This is a genomic window from Cellulomonas chengniuliangii (genome assembly GCF_024508335.1).
GTDB classification, from domain to species: domain Bacteria; phylum Actinomycetota; class Actinomycetes; order Actinomycetales; family Cellulomonadaceae; genus Cellulomonas_A; species Cellulomonas_A chengniuliangii.
In genome coordinates this window covers 3,456,763-3,473,998 of sequence record NZ_CP101988.1, presented here as the reverse complement: position 1 = coordinate 3,473,998, position 17,236 = coordinate 3,456,763, and the positions used below count along the sequence as shown (strand labels likewise).

11 protein-coding genes, 1 pseudogene and 1 other annotated feature are annotated in these 17,236 nt (G+C 68.0%); of the genes and pseudogenes, 9 read left to right on the top strand and 3 right to left on the bottom strand.

The window, feature by feature from the left end; genetic code table 11:
* Nucleotides 1-101 precede the first annotated feature (101 nt).
* Nucleotides 102-842: an alpha/beta fold hydrolase gene (locus tag NP064_RS16100; protein WP_227568661.1), complete on the bottom strand. Its 741-nt coding sequence runs from the start codon at nt 840-842 to the stop codon at nt 102-104.
* 90 nt (nt 843-932) lie between these two features.
* Between NP064_RS16100 and NP064_RS16095 the strand changes: the two genes are divergently transcribed.
* Nucleotides 933-1,928: a helix-turn-helix transcriptional regulator gene (locus NP064_RS16095; RefSeq protein WP_227568662.1), complete on the top strand. Its 996-nt coding sequence runs from the start codon at nt 933-935 to the stop codon at nt 1,926-1,928.
* Nucleotides 1,929-2,104: 176 nt separating this feature from the next.
* Here the strand turns inward: NP064_RS16095 and NP064_RS16090 are convergent, their stop codons facing one another.
* Both NP064_RS16090 and cmtR read right to left on the bottom strand, forming a co-directional pair.
* On the bottom strand, nt 2,105-2,770 hold the full coding sequence (locus tag NP064_RS16090) for a cation efflux transmembrane domain-containing protein (RefSeq protein WP_227568663.1): 666 nt from the start codon (nt 2,768-2,770) through the stop codon (nt 2,105-2,107).
* Nucleotides 2,767-3,120 carry a Cd(II)/Pb(II)-sensing metalloregulatory transcriptional regulator CmtR gene (cmtR, locus tag NP064_RS16085; protein ID WP_227568664.1) on the bottom strand — a complete coding sequence of 118 codons (354 nt, stop codon included), beginning with the start codon at nt 3,118-3,120 and terminating at the stop codon, nt 2,767-2,769. Before cmtR ends, NP064_RS16090 begins: the two co-directional genes overlap by 4 nt.
* 165 nt (nt 3,121-3,285) lie before the next feature.
* On the opposite strand from cmtR, the pseudogene NP064_RS16080 reads away from it, so the two are divergent.
* The 8 genes and pseudogenes from NP064_RS16080 to NP064_RS16785 all read left to right on the top strand — a co-directional run bounded on the left by NP064_RS16080 (nt 3,286) and on the right by NP064_RS16785 (nt 17,162).
* A pseudogene (locus NP064_RS16080) lies at nt 3,286-4,522 on the top strand (IS3 family transposase).
* Nucleotides 3,563-3,676 (top strand) — a sequence feature (AL1L pseudoknot). (Overlaps the previous pseudogene by 114 nt.)
* A gap of 301 nt (nt 4,523-4,823) precedes the next feature.
* Nucleotides 4,824-5,372, top strand: a complete 549-nt coding sequence (locus NP064_RS16075) for a hypothetical protein (RefSeq protein ID WP_227569850.1) — start codon at nt 4,824-4,826, stop codon at nt 5,370-5,372.
* The gene (locus tag NP064_RS16070; protein WP_227569851.1) at nt 5,372-9,061 is read left to right on the top strand and encodes a DUF6079 family protein; all 3,690 of its coding nucleotides are present in this window, start codon (nt 5,372-5,374) and stop codon (nt 9,059-9,061) included. Before NP064_RS16075 ends, NP064_RS16070 begins: the two co-directional genes overlap by 1 nt.
* On the top strand, nt 9,058-11,676 hold the full coding sequence (locus NP064_RS16065; protein WP_227569852.1) for a DNA methyltransferase: 2,619 nt from the start codon (nt 9,058-9,060) through the stop codon (nt 11,674-11,676). Before NP064_RS16070 ends, NP064_RS16065 begins: the two co-directional genes overlap by 4 nt.
* Nucleotides 11,673-14,075, top strand: coding sequence for a DEAD/DEAH box helicase (locus tag NP064_RS16060; protein WP_227569853.1), 2,403 nt, complete (start codon nt 11,673-11,675; stop codon nt 14,073-14,075). The genes NP064_RS16065 and NP064_RS16060 overlap by 4 nt, the downstream gene beginning before the upstream one ends.
* Nucleotides 14,072-15,862 (top strand): PglZ domain-containing protein, encoded by a 1,791-nt coding sequence (locus tag NP064_RS16055; RefSeq protein WP_227569854.1) that lies wholly within the window; start codon nt 14,072-14,074, stop codon nt 15,860-15,862. The genes NP064_RS16060 and NP064_RS16055 overlap by 4 nt, the downstream gene beginning before the upstream one ends.
* The gene (locus NP064_RS16050; RefSeq protein ID WP_227569855.1) at nt 15,859-16,557 is read left to right on the top strand and encodes a hypothetical protein; all 699 of its coding nucleotides are present in this window, start codon (nt 15,859-15,861) and stop codon (nt 16,555-16,557) included. The genes NP064_RS16055 and NP064_RS16050 overlap by 4 nt, the downstream gene beginning before the upstream one ends.
* Nucleotides 16,554-17,162: a DUF1643 domain-containing protein gene (locus NP064_RS16785; protein WP_431355869.1), complete on the top strand. Its 609-nt coding sequence runs from the start codon at nt 16,554-16,556 to the stop codon at nt 17,160-17,162. The genes NP064_RS16050 and NP064_RS16785 overlap by 4 nt, the downstream gene beginning before the upstream one ends.
* The last annotated feature ends 74 nt before the right edge of the window (nt 17,163-17,236 follow it).

Here is a 17,236-nt window from a genome sequence, read left to right as displayed (position 1 = left end):
CGCCAGATCGACACGGATCGTGCTCCGCCCACGCTGCCAGGGTCGCCCGCCGCACACCAGGCGCAGCCGGCTCGGCGTCAGCGCGCGTCGGACGCCAGCGTCTAGCGGCTGACCGAGTCCAGCACCTTGGCGAGTTCTGCCGGTCGGCTCACCATCGGCCAGTGCCACGTCGGAAGCTCCACGTAGGTCCAGTCGCCGTCGACCATGTGCGCGAACACGGGCGCGTGTGGCGCCATCTGCTGCAGTTGCTCAAGGCTGAAGCTGCACAGCACGCCCGTCCGTGGCAGCCGCTCCCAGGCGCCCGTGAGCGCGACCGGCTGGGTGGCGGTACGCCAGGGCTGCGGCTGCGAGCCGTCGACCAGCGCGGCCACAGCGGCGTCGTCGACCTCGGGCGCCTCAGCGGCGAGTGCGGCCCAGGGCGGCGGCGGGAGCTTCCAGCCCTGGCCGTGCGTCGTGACCAGCTCCTGGTTCGCCGCGCGCGCGTCGGGTCCCTCGAAATCGGCCTGAGCCATGCCCTCCGGCAGAGGCCCTGAGTCGATGTACACCAAGCGTGCCACGCGCTCAGGCACGCGGTCCGCCGCACCGGTGGTCACGAGGGCGCCATAGCTGTGGCCGACGAGCACGACGTCGCGCAGGTCGTGCTGCTCGAGCAGGCGCACGACGTCGTCGATGTGGGTCGTCAGGTCGGTCTCGGGCGAGGCGAGGTCGGCGCGCTCGCCCATTCCTGAGAGTTCGACGGCGTGCACGACGTGGCCGCGCTCCCTCAGCGAGTCCGCGACGGGGCGCCAGACCGAGGCGCCGAGCCAGAAGCCGGGGACGAGGACGTAGGTGACGGTGCTCATGGCGGCAACGCTAGGGTGGATTGTGGACAGATTCCGCCCGGTATGCAGAGCCTGCCTCACAGTTCTTTCCTAGCGGCGCCGAGGAGGGCCATGACCCGCCCCACCGCTCGCGTGCTCGCCATGCTGGAGCTGCTCCAGACGGGCGGGCAGCGCACCGTCGGCGACCTCGCTGCCCGGCTCGGGGTCGACGAGCGCACGGTCCGGCGCTACGCCGAGCACCTCGCCGACCTCGGCATCCCCGTCCAGGCGCAGCGGGGCAGGTACGGCGGCTACCGGCTCTCGCCGGGCTACAAGCTGCCGCCGCTGATGCTCACCGACGACGAGGCCATCGCCGTCGTCCTGGGCCTCAGGGCCGCGGAGCGCGCGGGGCTCGCCACCACCGGCCACGCGGCGACGGCGAGCGCGCTGGCCAAGGTGTCGCGTGTGCTGCCGCGGGCCCTGGGCCAGCGGCTCGACAGCCTGCTGTCGACCGCCCAGTTCACCACCCCGGTGAGCGCCACCGCTCCCGCCGGCGCCGACACGCTGCTTGGCCTCGCCTCGGCCGCGCAAGCGCGGCGCACCGTCGTGATCGCGTACACCGCCTGGGACGGGCAGGAGTCGCAGCGCGAGCTCGACGTCTACGGCTTGGTCTTCCACTCCGGCCGGTGGTACGTCACCGGACACGACCACGGCCGTGATGACGTGCGGACCTTCCGCTTGGACCGCATCGCCTCGGTCAGGCAGGACGACGGCTCCTACGTCGTGCCCGATGACTTCGACGCCAGGACGCAGGTCGTGTCAGGCATCGCGGCGGTCAAGTGGTCGCACGAGGTCTCCGTCGTGCTGCGGACCACCCTCGCGGACGCGGGCGAGCGACTGCCCCGGAGCGTGGGACGGCTGAGCGAGCACGTTGACGGCGTGCTCCTCGAGACGCGCGCCGAGCACCTCGACGGCATGGCCCGCATGCTGGCCGGGCTCGGCTGGGACTTCGAGGTGATCACCCCGGACGCCCTGCGCGACGAGGTCCTCGCCCTGTCCGACCGCCTCCGGGTCAGCGCGGCGCGCGGCGCCGTCGCCGACACTGCGACCAAGCCGCAGAGTCCTTGATCGACACCGCCCCGCCTGGATCGATCAGCCGGGCCTGGTCGATCGTGACGTAGGGCGCCATGCGGCCGGCTTCGTGCTCCGCCCAAACGCTGTCAAGGGCGCCCGCTGCATATCAGGGCGCAGCCGGCGTGACCGAAATCAGCTGGGGGTCTGGACCCGCCGCGGCGACGGCGCCGCTAGACCCGTTCGGCGCTGTCGTCATCCTCGTCGAGGTCCTCGAGCACCTCGAACGGCGACTCGAGCTCGCCGCCCCACGCTTCCAGACCCTCGCGCACGGCGAGGACGGCGACGACGAGCGCAGCGATCGAGTCGGCCCAGCCCCACCCGAACAGCGTGTTCGCCAGGAGCCCCACCAGCACCGCGCCGGACAGGTAGCAGCACAACAGGAGCTGCTTCGCATCGGCCTGCACGGAGCGCGACCCCAGCTCGCGGCCGGTGCGGATCTCGAACCAGGCCAGCGCCGGCATGATCAGCAGGCTCGCGGTGGCGATGCCGATGCCGAGCGGGCTGTGGTCGACCCCGCCCACGCCGGCCAGGTTCAGCACGGCGTCGATGCTCACGTAGGCGGCCAGGGCGAAGAACGCGATCGCGATCGCCTTGACCGTGGCCTTCTCCCACTTCTCGGGATCGGCCCGGGTGAACTGCCAGGCCACCGCTGCGGCGGAGGCGACCTCGATCACCGAGTCCAGCCCGAACCCGATGAGCGCCGCCGAGGACGCCAGCGAGCCCGCCGTGATCGCCACGACGGCCTCGATGACGTTGTAGGTGATCGTGAACGCGACGATGCCCCGCACGCGCCGGTGCAGCGTGGCACGGCGCGCGGCGGTGAGGGCCTCGCTCATCGGACGCACCCCCCGTCGCATCCCGTTGGGCAGGCGGCGTCAACGCACTGTGCGCCTTCGTCGACCGCGAGTGTCACGTCGAGCAGCAGGGTCAACGAGGTGGCCAGTCGAGGCTCGCTGATCTCGTACCGGGTCTGGCGGCCTTCGGGCACGCCGACGACGATGCCGCAGTCACGCAGGCAGGTCAGGTGGTTGGAGACGTTCGACCTGGTCAGGTCGAGCTCGCGCGCCAGGACGGCCGGGTAGTTCGGGCCCTCCAGCAGGCTCATCAGGATCCGCGAGCGGGTCGGATCGGCCATGGCGCGGCCCAACCGGTTCATCACGTCGAGGCGCGAGGCAATGGTCAGCATGCGCTGACCATACAGCGACGGCTGTATCAACTGACGAGTCGTGCTGCCTCGAGCGACTGTTGGGGGTGGGCGTTGTCGTTCGTTGCAGCGGCACAGGGTGGCGTCGCAGTACTGCCGACCGCCCCGGTTTCCATGGAGGCTCTCAACCCACGGAGGATGAGAGCCATGGCAGCACCGAGGAAGTACCCCGAGGAGCTTCGGGAGCGAGCGATCAGGATGGCGGTCGACGCGCGGCGTGATCCCGCAACGCGGGTCGGAGCGCTGCGCCGGATCGGTGACCGCTCGGGATCAACCCCGAGACGTTGTGGAACTGGGTCACCCAGGCCGAGGTCGACGCCGGCGACCGACCCGGGACGAGCACGTCGGACGCGCAGCGCCTCGCCGAGCTCGAGCGGGAGAACCGTGAGCTTCGCCGATCCAACGCGATCTTGCGGTCGGCGTCGGCTTTCTTCGCGGCGGAGCTCGACCGCCCACAACGGTGATCGTGCAGTACATCGACGGCCACAAGTCCCGGTTCGGGGTCGAGCCGATCTGCAGGGAGCTGCAGGTCGCCCCGAGCACCTACTACGCGGCCAGGTCGCGCCCGCCCGCGGCGCGGTCAGTCGGGGACGCAGAGCTGACCCGCGTCCTCACCGTCGAGCATGCGGCGAACTACGGGGTCTACGGGGCCCGGAAGATGTGGAAGCACCTGCACCGCCTCGGCCACCCGGTCGGGCGCTGCCGGGTCGGGCGGCTGATGCGGGCCGCTGACCTGCACGGAGCCGTCCGCGGCCGCGTGAAGCGGACCACGATCCCAGGCAAAGACGGGTGCCGCGCGGGTGACCTGGTCAACCGCGCGTTCACCGCGAGGGTCCCGAACCAGCTGTGGGTCGCTGACTTCACCTACGTGCGGACGTGGGCCGGGTTCACCTACGTCGCGTTCATCATCGACGTGTTCTCCAGGATGATCGTGGGCTGGAAGGCCGACACCACGATGCGCGCCGACCTGGTCACCGACACCCTGGAGATGGCCGTGTGGTCCCGCGGCCGCGCCGGCGTCACCGACCTGGCCGGCCTGATCCACCAGACGGACGCGGGCGCCCAATACGTCAGCCTGGCGCTGACCGAGCGGCTCGCAGCCCTCGGGATGCGGGCCTCGATCGGGACCGTCGGCGACGCCTACGACAACGCCCTGGCCGAGTCCACGATCGGGCTGTTCAAGACCGAGCTAATCCGCCGCCGCGGACCTTGGCGGACCTTGGACGACGTCGAGATCGCGACCCTGGAGTGGGTCGACTGGTTCAACAACCGGCGCCTGCACACCGAGCTCGGCGACATCCCACCCGCCGAGCACGAGACCGTCTACTACCGTCAGAACCCAGCCTCGACGACGCTGGAAACCAGAGAACCGAGCCTCCACTGAACCCGGGGCGGTTCACTTGTGCCCCAGCCTTGGACGCCGTCGCCCACGCCCGCCGCGCCGTGTTCGCGTGGATCACCCGCTACAACACCTGCCCCCGGCATTCGACCTGCGGCTACCTCAGTCCCCTCACCTACGGGAACGCCCACCACGCGGCTACACTGACCACTGCTTGCCGAGTGTCCACCATCGGGGTTCGAGCGCACCGACGACGACGATGAACCTACGCCTGGGTGGTGTGAGATTTCCGAAGTCTGATTGGCGCCCTGGCCACGAAAACGCGCAAGGCAAACGAAGGGATTGCTTGTCCCTCCAGCTCGACGCGGTTTGGGTGCGGCGGACGATCAGCACAGTGGACCAGAATTCGGTGGGAGGTGACTTGCGGATGTGGCCTCAGGCCGGCGTCGACCTGTGGCGTGAACTCGAGCGAGCGCCGGGCCGCGTGGCCTTCGTCGTAGGCGACAGCCGTGAAGAGGTCGCCGAGACTCTGGCTGAGCTTCGGGGCGCCAAGCCGTTCCACGTGGGCCTGGACCTGACTGCACTGAGCGCCCCGCCGGCTGAGACGACGGTCCGCGAGCGGCTGAGCGGCCACCCTGTGCTCAACGGGATCGAGGTCTTGTTCGACGATGTGCTGAACCTCGACCCGGTCCGGCTCTTCAGGGTGTTGGCCACGACGGCTCCGCCTGTGGCCGTCGTGTGGCCAGGTACGGCTTCACGCTCCGGACTGCACTACCCGACGGATGTCCGACCTGGCGGGCACACTGCCTACAGTGTCCCCGGCGCCATCGTGATCAGAACCTGCCCGACGGTCTTCGCCGATGACGTCCCGTTCACCCTGGAAAGGCTCCCTTGATGCTGTATCGCGACCTCGTCCACTTCGAGCCCGTCGAGAGCGTCAAGCAGCTTCGCGCTGGCGTGAGTGCGGAACAAGCCCGTGAGGACGTCCGCACCTTCGTCATCTCCGAGAAGATGCGTGAGCAACTCGTCGGTGTGGTCCTGCCGAACCTGCGCTTCGACAACCCGGACTGGGACCACAAGGGGGTGCTGCTCGTAGCCACCTACGGCACCGGCAAGACCCACTTCATGAGCTGCCTCGCCGCCGTCGCTGAGAACGCTGATCTGGCCGCTGAGATGACGGACGCGGCTACCGGCGAAGCGGCGGCGGCGATCGCCGGGAAGTTCAAGGTCATCCGCGTCGAGATCGGCGCGGTCCAGATGAGCCTGCGAGACATTCTCGCCACCGAGTTGACGGCCGGCCTGGCTGCTCTTGGGGTCGAGTACACTTTCCCGCCGCTGGACAAGGTCACGAACAACAAGCAGCCCTTGCAGCAGATGATGGCCGCGTTCGAGGAGAAGTACCCCGAGCATGGGCTGTTCCTGGTCATCGACGAGCTACTCGACTACCTGCGCACCCGCCGTGACATGGAGATCGCCTTCGACCTGGGCTTCCTGCGTGAGATGGCGGAGTTCATCCCGGGCGAGCGCTTCCGGCTCATCGCTGGCGTGCAGGAGACGTTGTTCGACAACCCCCGCTTCGCCGCGGCTCAGGACGCCGTGCGACGTGTGCGCGAGCGCTTCCAGTCGTTCCGCATCGCCCGCGAGGACGTCGCGTACGTGGTGCAGCAGCGCATCCTCCGCAAGGACAACGAGCAGCGTGCGCAGATCCGGGATCACCTCACCAAGTTCGCGCCGGCGTTCGAGTCGATCGGACGTGACCTCGACGCCTTCGTGGACATGTTCCCCATCCACCCGGCGTACCTGCGCACCTTCGAAGCCCTCACGATCGTCGAGAAGCGCCGCGTGCTGTCCAGCCTCAGCGAGCAGATCAGGCAGCGCCTGGACCAAGAAGTGCCCACCGACGAGCCCGGCGTAATTTGCTTCGACTCCTACCGAGCTGAGCTCGAGGGCGATCCGGCCAACCGGGTGATCCCCGAGGTCCGGGACGTGCTCCAACGCACACGCGTGCTGCGCGATCACGTCAGACGGAACATGGAGGCTCAAGCCGACGTGGCACCCGCGCTGCGCATTGTCGACGCCCTCGCCGTACATCGGCTGACCACGGACGACATCGAGGCGCCGCTCGGCCTCACGTACGACAACCTGCGCGACGACCTGTGCCTGCTGCCCCCTGGCACGCCCGAGCTCGACGCCGCCTTCATCGCCAACTCGATCGAGACCATCGTCGACGAGATCAGCAAGGCTGTCTCCGGTCAGTTCATCTCCGTCAACGAGGTGAACGGCCAGGTGTACATCGACATCAAGAAGGACGTCGACTACGAGGAGCAGGTCAACCAGCGGGCAGCGACCCTGGACCTGCACGCCCTCGATGGCGCCTACTACAAGGCGCTGGAGACCCTGCTCGAGGTGTCCGCGAATCCCTACGTCGCGGGATACCGCATCTACAGTTACGAGTTGCCGTGGGCTGCCAAGAAGGTGCGCCGGCTCGGCTATCTGTTCCTTGGCGCGCCGAATGAGCGGTCCACGGCGCAGCCGCCCCGGGACTTCTACATCTACTTCCTGCAGCCCTACGACCCGCCGAAGTTCGACGACGCAATGCGTTCCGATGAGGTCTTCCTGCGGCTGGACGCTCCCGCCGAGGCGTTCACCATCTCCCTGCGCCGCTATGCGGCGTCGCTCGAAAAGGTGCGGGAGAGCACAACCCAGCACCGAGCGGCGTTCGAAGCCCGAGCGGCGAAGCACCTGACCGAGATGGTCACCTGGCTCCGCGCCAACCTGATCAACAGCATGCACGTCACCTACCAGGGCGAGCGCAAGACGATTGCTCAGTGGCTGGCAGGCGTGCAGGGCAGCCGTCGCAGCCTTAAAGAGCAGCTCGACACGATCGCGTCGAACGCCCTCACGCCGCACTTCGCGACGCGCTACCCCGGTTACCCCACCTTCGGCGACGAGATCACCCCAAGCAACCTGATGAACGCGACTCAGGCTGCGCTTGGCCAGCTCAGCGGCAAGGACACCGCCCTCGGGCGATCGGTCCTGAACGCGCTCGGGCTGCGGGATATCGACGAGCAGGTCACTGATACCGGCCCGTTCGCGACGGAACTGCTGCGCTTGCTCGCCGCGGCTCGTGGGCAGGCTGTGAATGGTGACGAGTTGCTCGTTGAGCGGGACCCTGGCGTGCGGACGTGGGGGTCATGGCACCTGGAACCGCTGTGGCTTGTGGTGGTGGCTGCCGCGCTCACCTACCTGGGCCGAGCCGAGGTCGGCTTCACGAACGGACAGCGCGTGACCGCTGCCAACCTCGACGTGCCCACCCGTATGAACCAGAACGACCTCGAACGGGTGGCATTCGTGACCACGCCCGCCGGCGCCGACGCTGCGGTGCTCTCGCGCGTCGCCACCCTGCTCGGGCTGCCGCCTGCTCTCGGGCAGGGCGAGATCACCGGCGAGACGGCCGCCAGCTTTGTCACCAAGGCCGAGGGGGCTCACGGCAGCGCCAGCGACCTCAAGACGTACGTGCAGTCCTCACCGCGCCTGTGGGGTGAGGAGCTCTTCGACGACCCGCTCGGCCGGCTCGGCCGCGTCGAGAGCTACCTGGCGCTACTGGGAGACGTCCGGAACCGCAACAGCGCCGGCAAGCTCAAGCGGCTTACCTCGGACACCGCGGCGCTGGACGCGGCCACCGCAGGCAAGCAGGAGATCGCACGAATCGAGGAGCTGCGCCGCGTGAGCGAGCAGCTCAGCCCGCTGGTGCGCTACCTGGAGGACGCCGGAAACGTGCTGGGCTCCGCGGACCCTTACGCAGAGACCGCCGAGACCGTACGTGGACACCTCCGTGAGGTGCTGCGTGCGGCGAAATTGGACAAGCAGGCGGCGGCGAATGTGCGCCGCAGTGCAGAGGAGCTTAAGCAGCAGTACCGAGCGTTCGCCGTCGACCGGCACACGGCGGAGCGACTCCCCGGTGCGGGCGAGGCGCAGAAGCAAGAGCTCGTCACGAGCGGCACGTGGCGGGACCTGCAGGTCCTGACTGCGGTGACGTTCCTGCCAAGCGGCCAGTTCGGCGACCTTGACGCCAAGCTCGTGGGCCTGACGGCCTGCAAGCAGTTCAGCCCGGAGGTGTTCGACGCGGCGTACACCTGCCCGCACTGCAACTACCGGCCCCGCCCGTCGACCGCTGAAACGGCGCATGCCCGCTTGAAGCAGGTGACTGACCGGGCGGCCGAGCTCTGGGAGGAGTGGATGGCGGCCTTGCGCAGCTCCCTCGGCACGCCCGAGATCGCAGAGCAGGCGAGCCTGCTCGACCCTGCAGCCCGGGTTGAGGTGCAGCGCCTACTCGATGACAGGATCGCGCCGGGCGAGGTCACCTCCGAGCTCGTCGCCGCGGCGGAGCAACTCATGCAGCGCTTCGCGCTCGTCCAGGTGTCCAGCGCCAACTTGCGGACCGCGCTGTTCCCGGCCTCGCGCGCGATCACGGTCGCTGAGGCAGCCCACGCCTTCGAGAAGTGGCTGAACGAGGTCGCCAGCGGCGCAGGCGGCGACCCGGCGAGGGTCCGCCTGGTCGCCGCTGACGAGGAGATGGCATGACCGACCAGCTGTTCCAGACAGACGACCAGACGGCGCGTGAGCTGGAGGGACAGGCCGCACTCGACCAACTCCGCATGGAGCTCGAGAGCGGCAACATCGCGCTCCCACCTGGGCAGAGCATCGCCAGTGTCCTCGCGATGTCGAGCCCGCCATGGCACACCGCGACCGTGAACCCGTTCATGCGGGATTGGTCGATGGCGGGCCCTCGTGGAGACGTGGCGCGTGATGACCCCGGGCCTTACCTCGACGACGTCCAGGGCAGCAAGAACACGCTGCAGTACAAGGCGCATTCGTACCCGACGAAGGTGCCCCCAGAGGTCATCGTCCGCCTGCTTCTGCACTACACCAAGCCCGGAGACGTCGTCCTTGACGGCTTTGCTGGCTCAGGGATGACCGGTGTTGCGGCGCAGATGTGCGCGACGCCGGACCAGTCGATCGGGTTCGAGTTCGCGAAGCACGGTCGCACGGCGCAATGGGGCGCCCGGCGTGCCGTGCTTAATGATCTCGCGCCGAACGCCACCTTCCTTGCCAGCGGTGTGACTCTGCCCGTTGACGCGGAGGCGTTCAGCAGCGCGAGTGCTGCGCTGCTCAAGCGCTTGGATGACGAGTTGGGGTGGATGTACCGAACCACCACGCCTGACGGACATGCCGCGCTGATCGACTACACCGTTTGGTCCGAGGTGTTCACATGCCCTCACTGCGGAGGCGCCGTCGTCTTCTACGACACCGCCTTCTCCGCCTCGACGGGGAAGGTTCGTGATGTGTTCCCCTGCCCTGGTTGCGGCGCGGCTGTGGGCAAGAAGTCTTCTCCGCCGCTCGAGCGCCGGAAGGTGCCCGTCCGCCTCCTGACGGGTGAGGTCATCGAGCGTGTCGAGCTTCGGCCCGTCCGGGTTCACTACCGCTGGCGGATGGGCAACGTGACGGTCACCGGGAACAAGCCGTTGGACGATGCCGATCGGGCCGTGCTCGCACGGGTGGCTTCCCTAACTGCACCGGGCGCTCCGTCCGCAGCGTTGCCCATCAGTGCCATGGTGCATGGCTCCAGGCTTGCCCCGAAGGGCTTCACCGCGGTTCAGCACCTGTACGCCGATAGAGCTCTGGCGTCGCTGTCCCGTCTCTGGACCTGGGCCGTGGAAGAGCCTCGTCTCGACATCAGGCGCGCACTCAAGTTCTGGGTGGAGCAGGCTTTCTGGGGCCTGAGCTGGATGAACCGCTACAAGGCCACCGACCACTCGCAGGTCAACCGGGCCCAGAGCGGCGTGTACTACGTCAGTTCCCTCATCTCTGAGTGCTCGCCCAGGTACAACCTTGAGGGGACCGAACCAAAGCGGGGCAAGCGGTCGACTTTGGTGAAGTTGTGGCAGTCGGTTCCCCCGAACGCGGACATCAGGATCACCACAGGTGACGCCTCAGCGCTCCCGCTCGAGGATGCCTCGGTTGACTACGCGTTTGTCGATCCGCCCTTCGGCGAGAACATCCCGTACTCCGACCTCGCGCACGTCATCGAAGGCTGGCACGGCGTCCTGACACAAGTTGAGCGGGAAGCCATCGTCGACAAGGCCAGAGGCAAGAGCAACCGCGAGTACGCAGACCTCATGACGGCGTGCTTCAAGGAGTTCTCCCGAGTCCTGAAGCCCGGACGTTGGATGACGGTGGAGTTCTCAAACAGTTCAAATGTCGTGTGGGCCGCGCTGCAGGAAGCGCTGACTGCCGCTGGCTTCGTCGTCGCTGACACCCGCGTCTTGGACAAGACACAGGACAGCTACCGACAGGCCACCGCCGTCAACGCCGTCAAGCAGGACCTCATGATCTCCTGCTACAAGCCGGACGCGGCCACCACCGCCAGCATTGCCGCTGCCGGTGGAGCAGACCCGACGGTATGGGCGTTCGTCGGCGAGCACCTCAAGCACCTGCCGGTCGTGCACGACACCGCCGGAGTGCTGCTGCCCGTGCGTGAACGGCACTCTGACCGGATCTACCACCGCGTGGTGTCGTACTACGTCAGCGCGGGCCTGCCGGTGCCGATGACGGCCAGCGAGTTCTACCGCGGTCTAGATGCGCACTACAACGAGCGCGACGACATGTACTTCCGGCCGGACCAGGTCGAGACCTACGAGCGCAAGAAGATGACCTTCAAGGAGCTCGCCAGCGTTCAGCTGTTTGTGACCGACGAGACCAGTGCGGTTTCGTGGCTGCGCCAGCAGCTCAAGCGCAAGCCGCAGAAGCATTCTCAGATCCAGCCGGACTACCTGCGTGAGATCTCGACCAGCGGTGACCGCCCCGACCAGCTCCCCGACCTCCGCGAGTTGCTGGAGCAGAACTTCGTGCAAGACAGCGACGGCGCGTGGGCAGTCCCCGACCCGCGAAAGAGTGAGCACCTTGACCAGCTTCGTCAGCGCGACCTGCTGCGCACCTTCGACAGCTACGCCAGTGACACTGGCCCGCTGCACCGCTTCCGCGGCGAGGCGGTGCTGGCCGGGTTCAGGAACGCCTGGGCGAAGTCGGAGTACGACACCATCGTCAAGGTAGCCAAGCGTCTGCCGCCGGACTACCTCGTTGAGATGCCGGCGGTGCTCGCCTACGTCCGCAACGCCCGTTCCCGCCTGGGTCAGTGAGCGACCAGAACTGGCGCTGGTGGCCGGACGGCCGCCAGGTCGTGCAGGTCCTCGCCGAACAGGAGTTGTTCGGCACTTGCACCGTGGACGTGTACGCGCCAGCCGAAGGTCGCGTGCACACGCTAGACGCCGCCGACCTCAGTGACTTGAGCCGGCGGGCCTGGACGAGCTCGGAAGTGTCCACGCGCGCGATCACTCTTCGGGCGCTATCTCAAGCCAGCGCCGGGGAGCCCGTCGCAGCCGGCATGCACGTCGAGTTGCTCCCCCACCAGGTCTCGATCCTGCAGCGGGCCCTTCGGCTGTACCCTGTCCGCCTTGCCATCTGCTGCGAAGTTGGTCTCGGGAAGACCACCACGGCCGGCGCCATCGTCAGCGAGCTACTCGCCCGCGGCCGCGTGGGCAGGGTGCTCGTCGTCGCGCCAAAGGGCGTTCAGCTGCAGTGGGTGGCCGAAATGCGGGAGAAGTTCTCGCTCGACTTCACTCGCATCGGTCCCGAAGGGGTACCGGTCGACAGCAGCGCCGACGTCTGGCGCGTGTTCCCGCTGGTCGTCACCAGCGTCGACGCGATCAAGCCGTTGCGACGGCGAGCAGGTTGGTCCCCGTTGCAGGTCGACGCCTACAACGCCCTGCGCGTCGAAGGCGTCGTCTCCGCAGGTTGGGACTTGGTCATCATCGATGAGGCGCACCACGTCGCCGGTTCCAGTGAGGACGTCGCCCGACACCAGCTGGCGCTCGACCTGGCTGACAGCACGCCGAACCTCCTGCTGCTCACCGCGACGCCCCACTCCGGCAAGTCCGAGAGCTTCCGCCGCTTTCTCGGGCTGATCGACCCGGCATTCCGCAGCGGACGCGAGGTCTCCGCGAACACCGTCGCGACGATCGTCGCCCGCACCGACAAGCGCGGCGCCGTCGACCATGCCGGGCGGGTGCTGTTCCAGCCGCGCACCACGCGCCTGGAAGTTGTCCCGTGGGACGACCACCCTCTGCACCGGCAGCTGTATGACGAAGTCACCGACTACGTGCGCGAAGGCTTCCTGCAGGCTCGGGCCACGGGTGACAGTGCAACCGGGTTCCTCATGCTGCTCTTCCAGCGGCTGGTGGCGAGTTCGACCGCCGCGGTGTTGGCGGCTCTGGAACGTCGACGCGACGCGATCGGCCGCAGTTCAGCTGCCGATGAGCCGACGCTGTGGGACGAGCTGGACGAGGAGCAGGCTGAGGCCTTGCTGACGGCACCGACACGCGCGGCGGACGCAGCAGTCCTGGACCGACTGATCGAGCTCGCCAGGCAGACGCTGAGCGCCGAGAGCGACCCGAAGACGGTGCACTTCCTGCGTCTGTTGCGACAGCAGCAACGGGCCGAGGCCGACCCTGCAGTAAAGGTCCTCGTCTTCACCCAGTTCCGTGCCACGCAGCGCGCGCTAGTCAAGGTCCTGGAAGCTCAAGGCATCCGCACGGTCACCGTTGACGGGACGTTGGGTCTGAACGAGCGAGCCGCCGCCCAAGCCGCTTTCCGCGACGACGCTCAGGTGCTGGTTTCTACGGACGCGGGCGGCGAAGGCGTGAACCTGCAGTTCGCGCACGTCATCGTCAACCTTGACCTCCCCTGGGCGCCCACGCTGCTCGAGCAGCGCATCGGACGCGTGGACCGCATCGGCCAAGCCGTCCCCGTCCGTGCCTTCAACCTCGTTCTTGCCGACTCGGTTGACCAGCGGGTTCTGGAAGTCTTGGAAGCCAAGCTTGACCTCATCCTCGCCGAGCTCGGTGTCGATAAGCGCGGCGACGTCCTCGCCACCGCTGACCAGTTGGCTGACTCCCTCTTCGTGGCCGCGATCTTGCAGCAAGACTCGCTCGCCGCCGCGGCCGACCAGTTCCAGGCGCTGGCACAGGCTCAGCTCGCGGAGTCGACGGAAGCACGGGCCGTTCTGTCGGACATCAGCATCACCGTCCCGCGGAAACCGAAGTCGACTCTGCCGGCGCTGCTCGAGCGCCTTCAGCACGTGGCAGGAGAACCGGCGACTGCAGTGCTCCACCGGAATAGCGCAGTTGTCCCGGGCGAACCGGTGCCGGTCCTGCGGGACACGCAAGGAGGACGCGGATGGTTGGCGGTCGGGCGGGTCGCCGGCGGCGCCTACGGCTCGCTGGCCGGCGCGGTCGCGGTCTTCCTGGACGACCGCGGCCCAAAAGACCCCTTGCGCGGGATGCAGCTATTGGCGGCGCTGCCGGACCACTTCGACGGCAGCCGGGCGCTGCCGGTCGTCCCGCTTCGTGAGGAGCAACATGCTGCGCTACTTCGCGCCCTGATCGACTACAGCTACCAGCAGTTGCGTCAAGTCGGGGGCGGGCAGTTGCCGCTCAACCCGACAGTGCGCCTGGCTCTCGTCGTGCGAGTGGAGTCATGAGCAGCAGCTGGTCGACGCTGCTCGGTGACGTAGCCTTGCAGCCGGGAGAGACTCTGCTCTACCTCGACGGGAGCGGGCTGGACTCCCTTGCGGGACCCGCCGTGCTGACTGTGGCCGACAGGTGGACACTGCGCCGCATCCTCGAGCAGACGATTCTGCGCCAGCGGCCCGACGCTGCGCCGGTGCTGGTTCATGTCATCATCCCCGGCTTGTGCACGGCAGACGATCTTCCTCCGGATGCCCGGGCGCTCCCACTGCTGACGCTAAACCTGCGGCTTCCCACTGAGGCTTTGGCCGAAGTCGCCGAGCTCCCCGTGCCGGCGGTGCGGGCGCTGATCGGCGACCGTCCGCTGAACGACCGGTTGGCTGCGCTTGCCCGCGAGCTCACGGGGTTGGCGTGGCCCCCGCCGCCGGACACCGCGCTGCTCAGCGTTGTGCGGCTCGTCGAGCACGCGGGGCCCGCGCTCCGGGCGCTTCTCGCGCCAACCTGCCCGCCCGGGCTCGCGGCCGCGGTGTTGTCCGGCCCGGACCCGACCGAGGTGTTGAGCGCGCTGCTCGACGATTGGGGTGCGAGAGGTGGCGCGCACCCGCACGATGCAGAACTGCGCACCGTGACCGAGGAGTTCCTGGGACTGCTTGAGCGGCGGCTGCTGCGGACGCCGAAGCGGGTGGTTGCCGACCTCCCGATCGGTCTCCGGCTCTACCGGCCCGAGGAGACCGGCCTGTCAGCCAGCGAAAAGCTGCTTGCGGAACTTCCGAGTGCAGCCACGTCGTACAGCGACTGGCTGACCGTGGCGGACGCATGGGCGCGGCTGCGTTGGTCGATTGCAGCGCTGCCTCCGACAGAGGGCACCGCCGTTCTTGCTGCTTCCGCCTGGGCTCGCTGGGCCGAGCTGGATGTCGGTTGGTCATCCTGGCTGCAGAGCAACTACGCGGTGCTGCTGTCCGGCTCCGTCATGCGACCGGCCAGCGTGCACCGAGTCGCTCCGTTCCTGGCGGCGGCATCCGTGAACACTGGGTCCAAGGTGATGCTGCTTGTCCTCGACGGCCTCGGCATTGGGCAGTGGCTGCACATCGTCAAGGCCCTCAACCTGCGGGTGGCAGACGACCGACGCGTGCTGGCCTGCCTGCCCACGATCACGACGGTCAGCAGGCAGTCCATCTTCGCCGGCGCCCTGCCCACGAGCTTCCCCGACACCCTCGAGCGAACCGATACTGAGGCGTCTAGGTGGAACACCTTCTGGCGAGCTGAGGGTCTGGACGCGGCCGACATCCACTACGACCGGATCTACGGCCACGAAGCGTCGGAATGGGTCGACCCGCCGGCCGGTGCGGTCGCCGTGGGCTTGGCTGTTAACGCAGTTGACGACCTAATGCACGGGGCCAGCGTCAACGCCGACCACCAGTTTCACGCCGGCGTCACCACGTGGCTTAGGTCCGGGTTTCTTGAACGTGCGCTGGACTGGGCCAGACGCAACGAGATGCAGGTGTGGGTCACGTCCGACCACGGCAATCTGCCGTGCCTCGGTATGGATTCGCCGATCCCAAACGAGGGCGTTCGGGTGACGGGCAGGGGGCAACGAGTACGCACTTACCGGTCTGAGTTGTTGCGCGACGCGACCCAGCTACCTGGGCTGCCGTGGACGCCGCCGGGGTTCCCTGCGTCGGCCGGTGCGCCTCTATTCGCGTTCGGCCGGACCTGCTTTCGTCGGGGCGGCGTCACGGTGACCCACGGCGGTCTCAGCCAGGATGAAGTCATCGTTCCGCTCGTCCGGGTCGAACCATGACCGGCCTGCTGGATCGAGACCTGGACGTCCGTTGGCTGGACGCCGCCCTTCGGGTTGCCCGCGAGGGCCTTGAACTTGCGGACGCGCGCGATACGCTCGCGACGGAGCTGGCAGACGAGCCGCTCGGTGCTGCCGCGATGAAGAAGACCTTGACGGCGCTGACGGCCGTGTGGTTGCGACCGGCTAGTTCACGGAATGAGATCACCGACTGGGCGCTGAGGCACTCGGCTAGCGCACCCGACTGGCGGCCGCTGCATTTCGGCGCACTGCTTGTCAGCCAGCCGTCCTTTCGCGTGCTCTTGCACGCATGTGGCAGAGAGCTTGTCGCCGCTGGTGGCGTCGACACCGTCGCTGTACGTCGACGGATGCGTGCGGCGTTCGGTCCCCGGCGCACGGTCGACATCGCGACGCAGCGCGGCATCAAGACCCTCCGTAGTTTGGCTGTTCTCGCTGGCGACCCGTCGTCGTCACACAGCGCACGCGGCCACCTTTCCGCCACCGACCCTGAACTCGCTGCGTGGCTCGTGCGCTGCCTGCTGGACAGCCGTCAAGCCGAGTCGATGTCCGTGGACGACGTCATCCACGCACCTGAGTTCTTCGCGCTCAAGCTGCCAAAGACGTTTCCGCGGCAGGCCGTGGGTCTCAGACGGCACTCCGAAGGCATCGGGCGGGTTGTCTTGGTCCTCGACCAGTGACCGTTTTAGCCGATTCCCCACCAGCCGGTTTCGCCGACGACCGGCACCAATCTGCACGGCCCTCGCCGCCGCCGCACGACCAACTTCGGCACGTCGCGCAGTTTGCGGGGAGCGCTCCCGTTGTCCTGTGCGCTGTTCTAGCTACACCCCCGCTCACGAGCGGCGTACGAACCCGCCGGCAGGTGGAGCTTGTCGCCGAGTTGCTGGGCTGCGACGTGGTGATGATCGCAAACCTCTGTGATGCCGCTTCTCAAGATCTGCGCGGGATGCGGGCTGTGGCGGCCGAAGCGGCACCTTGGATGAGGGCGCGGTCATCGCTGCAGGAAGCTCTCGCAGCTTCGACCATGGTCTTGGCCGGATGGGGAGTGGCCAAGCCGTCCGGCTTAGCGGCTCAGCATCAGCGTCAGCAGCTGGCGTGGCTCTCCACGGCCATCGAGGGCGCTGGGCACTCCACCGCCTGGTGTGTTGGTGGTCAGCCGCGGCACCCTTCGCGGTGGCATCAGTACGTGAGCGACCGGCACGGCCGCACGCACGGCGGTTCATCCGCGGAGCGCCTCCGGGAAGTGCTCGTCGCCGTACCGGTGCGGGACGTCACGCGAGCATGAAGGCGTGACCGCAAAGCGGCTCTCCAGATCCGGTTGGATCTGAAGAGCCGCGCAACAGCACCCGTGACTCCCAC

Coding starts and splice junctions, on each gene's coding strand:
- NP064_RS16090 (WP_227568663.1), bottom strand. CDS start 2,770: ATGAGCGAGGCCCTCACCGCCGCGCGCCGTGCCACGCTGCACCGGCGC.
- NP064_RS16100 (WP_227568661.1), bottom strand. CDS start 842: ATGAGCACCGTCACCTACGTCCTCGTCCCCGGCTTCTGGCTCGGCGCC.
- NP064_RS16065 (WP_227569852.1), top strand. CDS start 9,058: ATGACCGACCAGCTGTTCCAGACAGACGACCAGACGGCGCGTGAGCTG.
- NP064_RS16050 (WP_227569855.1), top strand. CDS start 15,859: ATGACCGGCCTGCTGGATCGAGACCTGGACGTCCGTTGGCTGGACGCC.
- NP064_RS16070 (WP_227569851.1), top strand. CDS start 5,372: ATGCTGTATCGCGACCTCGTCCACTTCGAGCCCGTCGAGAGCGTCAAG.
- NP064_RS16055 (WP_227569854.1), top strand. CDS start 14,072: ATGAGCAGCAGCTGGTCGACGCTGCTCGGTGACGTAGCCTTGCAGCCG.
- NP064_RS16095 (WP_227568662.1), top strand. CDS start 933: ATGACCCGCCCCACCGCTCGCGTGCTCGCCATGCTGGAGCTGCTCCAG.
- cmtR (WP_227568664.1), bottom strand. CDS start 3,120: ATGCTGACCATTGCCTCGCGCCTCGACGTGATGAACCGGTTGGGCCGC.